Here is a 7073-nt window from a genome sequence, read left to right on the forward strand (position 1 = left end):
GGCGTTAGGCTTCGCCGTAACACCGAAAAAGCCAGTTGACACAGTTGCGTTTACACTCCCTATCCTTGTTCTTTTAGAAAACCACGGATACTATCAACTTCAGCTCTTGAATTCCCCTCTTTCAAGTAAGGAAATCTAAAGAGCTTCACGTAATTACTGTACTCTCTAATTATTGAATCCGCTAGGAATAGCTCTTCCTTAAAATCCTCATAGGTTACATCTTCTTTATTAAAATTGGGATGAGTGAAAGTATGGTTAGCAATTTTATGTCCTTTGTCATTCCAACTATTTAGAAGATATCTTCCTTTTTCGTTCAACTTATCTTCTCCTTTAACAAAGAAAATGGCTTGAATATTGGCACTATCCAAGCTTTTAAGCAGCATTCCATTCCATTCTTCAAAGGTGTACCCTGGCCTGTCATGTGTAATTCCGTCATCGAAAGTGAAGCTTATTGTTTTTTGACCTGTTGCTGACAAAGAAATGAACAATGATAAAATTAAGATGGTGAGTCGCATAATGCTTTTAATGAAAGGTAACGGTAGTAAAAATACCAGCGGCTGAGGGAAATTGCCAGGTTACTGTCAGCCTACCTTAAGGTAATAAATAGCAGCGAACTTTGCTGTACCAAGAAAAAGCCGTTGATGTTTTTTAGTGTTGTGTGCTGAAGCTTTTAAATCAGCTCGTTTATCACATTAACAATTTGCTCATCTGTTGTCTCTTTACTGTATCCGTAAATTACTTTCCTGATTATTCGTTTCTCATCTAAAATAAAAAATACAGGAACTAAACTAACCTCATAGCTCTTTTTGATACTATCATCAGCATTTAAAAATTTGAAATTCATTTCATTCTTATCCCTGTACCTTTTTAAACCTTCTATATTTTCACTCCAGGTTTCGATACTCACAAGTTCAAAATCTTCCTTTTGATAACTTTTAACAAGTTCCTTCAGAAAAGGAATAGACTGATGACAAGGACCACAGCCTACCCCAGTAAATTTTAGCATCACCACTTTACCTTCTAGGCTCTTTAAGCTTACAACCTTATTGGAGAGGTCTTTTAATTCCCAGTCAGGTGCAGGCTTTCCTTCCCAGTCTTTACTGGGTTTTCTTTCGCTTCTTTTATATTGAACTACCTCAAACACATCAGGAAAGAATTTTGTTGGAATGAAATCTTCCTGTTGAGTAGTATTTATGTTAGCATTGGTAAGAGTCTGGAAGTAAGTAACATGGTGCCATTTACTTCTCATGCGATAAGGTAAATTATCTGACTTTCGAATCCATATATCAAATTGAGATATCTCATCCTCAGGAATATACTCATTTTCAATAACAATGGGCTTTATATGGAAGTAAACATGCTTATTATAAATCTTTAAGCTAAAACGGAGGGAATCGCCAAAATCATGAAGTTCTGTTTTTATACTGTCCTTTGTGCTTAGGGTGTACTTAATAATTTCCTTAACCTGAGGATACATTGGGTAGTCGACTAGCCTAAATGGATAAGGGTGATTCTGGAAGCTATCTACTTTTACATACTGCTCCTCCCAGTTAACTTTTCCACGCACCTTCCCATCATAAAATTCTATCATTTTAGTAGTGTCATCAGCATCATATCGGGCGGTTTTAGCCCCCACCAAAGTATCAGAGGGATTTACATACATTTTAAAATACCGAGTCCATGGTTCGGAGAATCTGGTGGTATCTCCTGGGGCACTAGACACGCTTGTTAAATAATAGGTGGCAGATTTAATATCATTGAGGGTCTCTAATACCTGAACCAAATTATCCTTTTCTGTAGGCTTAGCTATACAGCTCACCAAAAGAGTGAGGACAGATAAAAAAATTAATACTTTTTTCATGGGTAGAGTTTATTGTGTTCGCTTTTGCACACCGTTCCGCAAACTGGGTGTTGGGCATTTAAAAGCACCTCAATTTCCGGTTGCTGTTTAGTTTTTAAATGGCTGTAAAGCCTGAATTAACAAGGAAATGCCCAATAACCTGTTTGTTGGGTGTGCGCCCGGTATGCGCACCTGGTATCCAAGATACCAAATTATTCCAGAGAGTGAAAGTCTCTTACAGGCAAGTTGCGGATGGCCGCCCCGGTGAAGCCTGTTAGCAAGTGGCAAGCTGGTTTACCGCGAGGTATGCAGTGAAGAAAGCCAACCGGCAAAATCCGGGCGTCCCATCCATTACTGACGAACAGAAACGACATACGGAGGCTGACTAGAGAGGATAAGCAAGCACCTAATTGCAATGTCGGTAACCAACAATCTCTTTTTAGTAGATGTCGCAGGAATCGGAGGAAGGAATATGTGCTTACCCGGGGAGATCTCCCGATGTCTGGAACATGGGGAGAAGTCAGCAGAGGTCATAGTAGTCACTTGGAAACGAGCTGCCAAGAAGATGGCAGAGGCCTCACAAGGTGATGAAGGACTGCACACTGAATCGCGTCTCAATTCGGTCAGGAGGCACAGCTAGCCTGGTCTTAAGCGGACAAAGGAACAGTTTTTAGGAATGATAGAACAGGTATTAAAACGTAAGAATCTTTATAAAGCCTATCGACAGGTAGTGCGGAATAAAGGCGCTTCAGGAGTAGATAATATGAAGGTTGATGAATTATTTTCCTTTCTGGAAAATAACCGCAACCGGATTATTCTCTCTGTCCTGAACAGAACGTATGTACCCAAACCTATCAGGGGTATGGAAATACCCAAAAGCAATGGAAAAATGCGTCTGTTGGGGATTCCCACAGTAACAGACCGGTGGCTCCAACAGGCGGTAAGTCAGGTGCTGATCTCCAGGTTTGAATTAACTTTTGAAGAGCATAGCTATGGCTTCCGTCCGGAAAAGAACATCCATAAGGCTGTAACCCAATCCCTGAAATACATCAATGATGGCTTTCAGGATATTGTAGACATCGACCTGAAGGGATTCTTTGACGAAGTCGACCACTCCGTCCTGCTACAGCTTATTTACAACAAAGTGAAATGTCCTGTTACCCTGCGCCTTATTCGAAAGTGGCTTCGTGCTCCTATCCTGATTAAGGGAAGGATGCACAGGCGCAGAAAAGGAGTTCCGCAGGGAAGTCCGCTCAGCCCAATCTTATCTAACATCTTATTGGATGAACTGGATAAGGAGCTCTCAGGAAAGAAGCTGCAATATGTCCGCTACGCCGATGACTTTAGTATCTACACTAAATCAAAAGCTCAGGCCCGAAAGATAGGGAATGCAGTTTATACCTTCTTAAGAGATAAACTGCGGTTACCAATCAACAGGGAGAAAAGCGGAATTCGCAGACCTTCTGACTTTGAGCTTTTGGGCCACGGATTTGTCCCCACCTATAAAAAGGGGGAGAAAGGGAAATATCAGCTTGTTGTAAAGAAAAGCAGCTGGGAATCACTCAAACGAAAACTCAAAGGCTTTACCAAAAAGACCAAACCATACAGTTTCGAAGAACGGCTTCAAAAACTTGCAGAGGTGTGGAAAGGCTGGGTGAATAACTATCGCTTAGCGAGTATCCATTCCAAACTTGAAGCCCTTGATAAATGGTTAAGAGCCCGCCTGAGATACTGTATCTGGCATGTTTGGAAAAAGCCGGAGAGAAAACGTAAAAATCTGATTCGCTTAGGTGTGGAAAAGGGCCTGGCTTATGCCTACAGTCGTACAAACATGGGAGGATGGGCAGTAGCTCAAAGCCCTATACTTTTTACGACCATCACCCTTTCCAGGCTTAGAAGGAAAGGGTACGAAACCATGCTTTCATATTACCTGAAAATGCAACCTCAGGTTCAGTGAACCGCCGTATACGAGACCCGTACGTACGGTGGTGTGTGAGGCGCACCGGTGGACCTACAAGTTCACCGGCCGTCTACACGATTATGTTGCGTTTATTTTGGTTCTTTTAAAACACACAGGGGTATACTTACAGTTGATAATCAAACCTTCCGTCTGTAACCCGAATGGTATCGCATCCTGCTTTGGCTAGCGTAAATTCAAACTTGCCGGCAATAATGCCGACCTCTAAATCCAGTCGTGTGATTTCTAAGTTACCTTCCTGAGAAACACCCTCTTCTGAGCCTTGGAAGTAGCAATCACCCTCAAAGATGACTGAGCCTTTTTGAGTATTATCTAGATAATACAATCCTTCGCTTTCTATCTCAATCGCAGATATCTGGATATATTCAAATTTCGTTTGATCATTATCCTGAACTCTATAGGCCTGAATTTGTAAGGTACCACCATGGTAACCAGGATCAAACGTCAAGGAGAAATTCGGTTCAAAGGTACTAGGTCTTCCTTTCGGCACCCAAAGCTCACCGTTTACATAGGCACCAAAGGTATTCTCACCTGATTGCGTAGCATCCGGAAGCACTTCTTCCCCTTTCTTACAAGAAAAGAGGCACAGGAAGACTAAGAGGGGCAAATATTTATACATGATTTTCATACCATCTTGGCTCATTGTTAAAAATAGTAGTGTCCCTATTGAATTTAAAAGAAGCAGTAAGGCTTCAAACGTCCCATCCCGTCTCCTCCTTGCCTGGTCTTACAATAAACACCAACGTCCATTGAATAAAGCAGATGCCCTTCACTGCAGGTGAGTAGTGGACGCAAAATATCGATTTTGTCGTCAGCTAACAATAACCTTCCGGGCATTTGCTTTATTCTGTTGTTGCCCTTAGGTTTATTTTATTTGTTCTATATGTAAGTAAGACCAGTCGAAATAATTCTTCTCCAAATCTGCTTTCCAGCCTTCTGATTTGAAATAATCAATTATAAAGTCTTGGTCAATTAGATTAGAGTCAACACCAAGCTTAGACATTTTCAACTGTTCTACAGCTGTATTTCTAATGCCGAAGTTATCGGCAACATAAATTCTATCTATTACTGGCAGGTTGTTATAGTTTGGGTTATAATAAAAATATCGTTCATAGAATGATAGTTCTAAATTCCCATTCTCAAATTTTGCAACCCTTCCGTCACCAGTACTAGATTGATAGTAGCCTAACAGCACTTTTGTATTTAAATTCTTCGATATTCTTCGTAAACATTCATCATAGAAGTACAAATTCCCATCAAAATTAAACTCTACTTCTACCCAATTCTTACTATGGTTTTGAGATACGATTACAGTGATATTATTATTTGGCGGCAGATTGTAAAGCCATTCTTTCCTTTCGTCAAGCTTTGTTTGCTGCCCGATATAATAATATTTACTTAATTGGTCGACAATGGTCTCAATACTATCACATAGAATGCTGGTCTGTGAAAAAGTCCCCATTTGTATAAGGTTATGATTTTTTCCCTTGAGTGTTTCTCACCTTGATGTTTTGCTTGATGCGCCCTGCTCTGACTTAAGGGCAACGTTGATAAAAATAGCAGAGGCCGAATAAAAGAGCGCGTTACTATCACCCGATACGGAGAAAGTAGATAGCGATGAAGCCTGCTGCCCCCGTAAACGGCCTTTGTTATTTTTTGTGGTTGGCGGTAGTTTACATTTTTTAACGTTATAAAAACCAAGACTAGATGTTTTCAGAGCCACTTAATAGTTTATCAAAGTATTCTTCTAGTTTTGGGTCACCTGGCCTGTAAAAGTTTAATTCTAACAAATTACCTTCTTTATCAAAAAGGAAAGTACGGGGATACAATCTCACGTTTAAATGATTCACGATGTCTCCATCTAAATCATAGAAGTGGTGGCCTGTTGAGCCATACTTATGAATAAACTTCTCCACAACATCAGATGGCTCGTCAGTACAGATATTAATAAACTGAATTTTATCTTTGTACCTGTCAAAAACTTCAGCTTTATTTTTAAAGTCTAAATGACACCCTTTACAACCTACATTCCAGACACTCAAATAGGTATAGTCAGTATTCCTTAGTTGCTTTCTTAGAGGCTGTGGCTTTCTATCCTTTGTAAATACTTGGATGCTATCATTTATGCTTAACCTTATGCGTTGCAAAGAATCATTCAACACTTTATGCTTCTCTAGTAGGAAGTTTTTGTATCCCTTGTTTTCTAGTACAGCTATCATCGAGTCGAAGCGTTGAATATCCAACCTTGCGTAGGTATGGATTATCTTAGTTTCGAAATATTCCTTTACCTTTCCTTGTAGCAAAGAGTCTGATACTTGAAAATAATTTCTTACAAAAGCATCCCAGCGGTCTATAATGGGGTAGACCGGCATTTCCTCTTTACTCATTTCACTAAAAGCATCTTTAAGAAATCTATAGTAATAAATGCTATTTCTGAATGATGAATCTGAAAAATTAACTTGTTTCAAAAACGAAAAATAGTTTTTAGGAACCTCAGTAGAGTCATGGCGTAAATGAAGCCGCAGCATTGGTTCCCTTATCTTATCGCTCAATGAGATATACTTAATTCTATTAAGTTCATAATCTGCAAATTCTGAATCTAAATTTAAGTTGGCAGTATCGTTCTTAAATTTTTCTATCTTTAGATTATAAACTGTATCTAAAATGTCTCGAAACTTTAAATATGGTTCCTTTTGTGCTGCTAACAGTTTCTCTTCGATTACCTCATTTTCACTATTCAAGGCATAGTTTTGGAAATAACGATATTTCTCGGAACCACTTCCTGAAAAATGCAGTGCTTCAATAAAATCTTCATTGAACCTTTGCCGCTCTCCAAGTACATAAACAGAATCTCCAGGAAAAAACCATCCATCGAAATGATTGCCTCCAACAGATAAAGTAAATGAACTTGGCCATGGAGAATGAAACTTAAATTGAAAATATTCAGATGAGTCTGGTTTAAAGGAATAAACCTTATAATTTTCTGAATAAACATCTACTATCTCTAACTTTACTTCTTCCCAAAAAGAGCCTTCAATTTTGCCGCATATTGTTACTTCTATAGGCTCCTTCAAAAATAGCCTATCCTCCTCTCTTTCTTTTTTACAGCTAATGAACGCTGTAGTTAAAAGAAGGCAAAAAATAAAGTTCTTCATATTTTGGTTTTAAATTACCGCGTAGAGTAGGCCCTGATAGTCTACAGTTAAATTTTATCAAAAGATAATAAAAATCTGTACACTATCAGTGACCCCTTCA

6 protein-coding genes are annotated in these 7073 nt (G+C 39.2%); 1 reads left to right on the top strand and 5 read right to left on the bottom strand.

Annotated features, from left to right (window positions below; genetic code table 11):
* Positions 1-59: 59 nt before the first annotated feature.
* Together F752_RS25020 and F752_RS0123070 are read right to left on the bottom strand one after the other, a co-directional pair.
* A complete protein-coding gene (locus F752_RS25020; RefSeq protein ID WP_017734109.1) occupies positions 60-515 on the bottom strand; it encodes a polysaccharide deacetylase family protein in 456 nt (151 codons plus the stop codon).
* 155 nt (positions 516-670) lie between these two features.
* Complete coding sequence (locus F752_RS0123070) at positions 671-1861, bottom strand: peroxiredoxin family protein (protein ID WP_017734110.1); 1191 nt, start codon at positions 1859-1861, stop codon at positions 671-673.
* A gap of 655 nt (positions 1862-2516) precedes the next feature.
* Between F752_RS0123070 and ltrA the strand changes: the two genes are divergently transcribed.
* Complete coding sequence (ltrA, locus tag F752_RS0123080) at positions 2517-3797, top strand: group II intron reverse transcriptase/maturase (RefSeq protein ID WP_017734112.1); 1281 nt, start codon at positions 2517-2519, stop codon at positions 3795-3797.
* A gap of 127 nt (positions 3798-3924) precedes the next feature.
* Here the strand turns inward: ltrA and F752_RS25025 are convergent, their stop codons facing one another.
* From F752_RS25025 to F752_RS0123095, 3 genes are all read right to left on the bottom strand, one after another.
* Positions 3925-4461, bottom strand: coding sequence for a hypothetical protein (locus F752_RS25025; RefSeq protein ID WP_017734113.1), 537 nt, complete (start codon positions 4459-4461; stop codon positions 3925-3927).
* A gap of 222 nt (positions 4462-4683) precedes the next feature.
* Entirely contained in the window at positions 4684-5280 is a 597-nt protein-coding gene (locus tag F752_RS0123090) for a hypothetical protein (protein ID WP_017734114.1), read from the bottom strand.
* A 241-nt stretch (positions 5281-5521) separates the two neighbouring features.
* Complete coding sequence (locus F752_RS0123095) at positions 5522-6973, bottom strand: TlpA family protein disulfide reductase (RefSeq protein WP_017734115.1); 1452 nt, start codon at positions 6971-6973, stop codon at positions 5522-5524.
* Positions 6974-7073 lie beyond the last annotated feature (100 nt).

It is taken from the genome of Nafulsella turpanensis ZLM-10 (genome assembly GCF_000346615.1).
Taxonomy (GTDB): Bacteria; Bacteroidota; Bacteroidia; order Cytophagales; family Cyclobacteriaceae; genus Nafulsella; species Nafulsella turpanensis.

Bases quoted from the DNA above. Each gene is read 5' to 3' on its own strand.
- ltrA (WP_017734112.1), top strand. From the start codon at position 2,517: ATGATAGAACAGGTATTAAAACGTAAGAATCTTTATAAAGCCTATCGA.
- F752_RS25025 (WP_017734113.1), bottom strand. From the start codon at position 4,461: ATGAGCCAAGATGGTATGAAAATCATGTATAAATATTTGCCCCTCTTA.
- F752_RS0123090 (WP_017734114.1), bottom strand. From the start codon at position 5,280: ATGGGGACTTTTTCACAGACCAGCATTCTATGTGATAGTATTGAGACC.
- F752_RS0123095 (WP_017734115.1), bottom strand. From the start codon at position 6,973: ATGAAGAACTTTATTTTTTGCCTTCTTTTAACTACAGCGTTCATTAGC.
- F752_RS25020 (WP_017734109.1), bottom strand. From the start codon at position 515: ATGCGACTCACCATCTTAATTTTATCATTGTTCATTTCTTTGTCAGCA.
- F752_RS0123070 (WP_017734110.1), bottom strand. From the start codon at position 1,861: ATGAAAAAAGTATTAATTTTTTTATCTGTCCTCACTCTTTTGGTGAGC.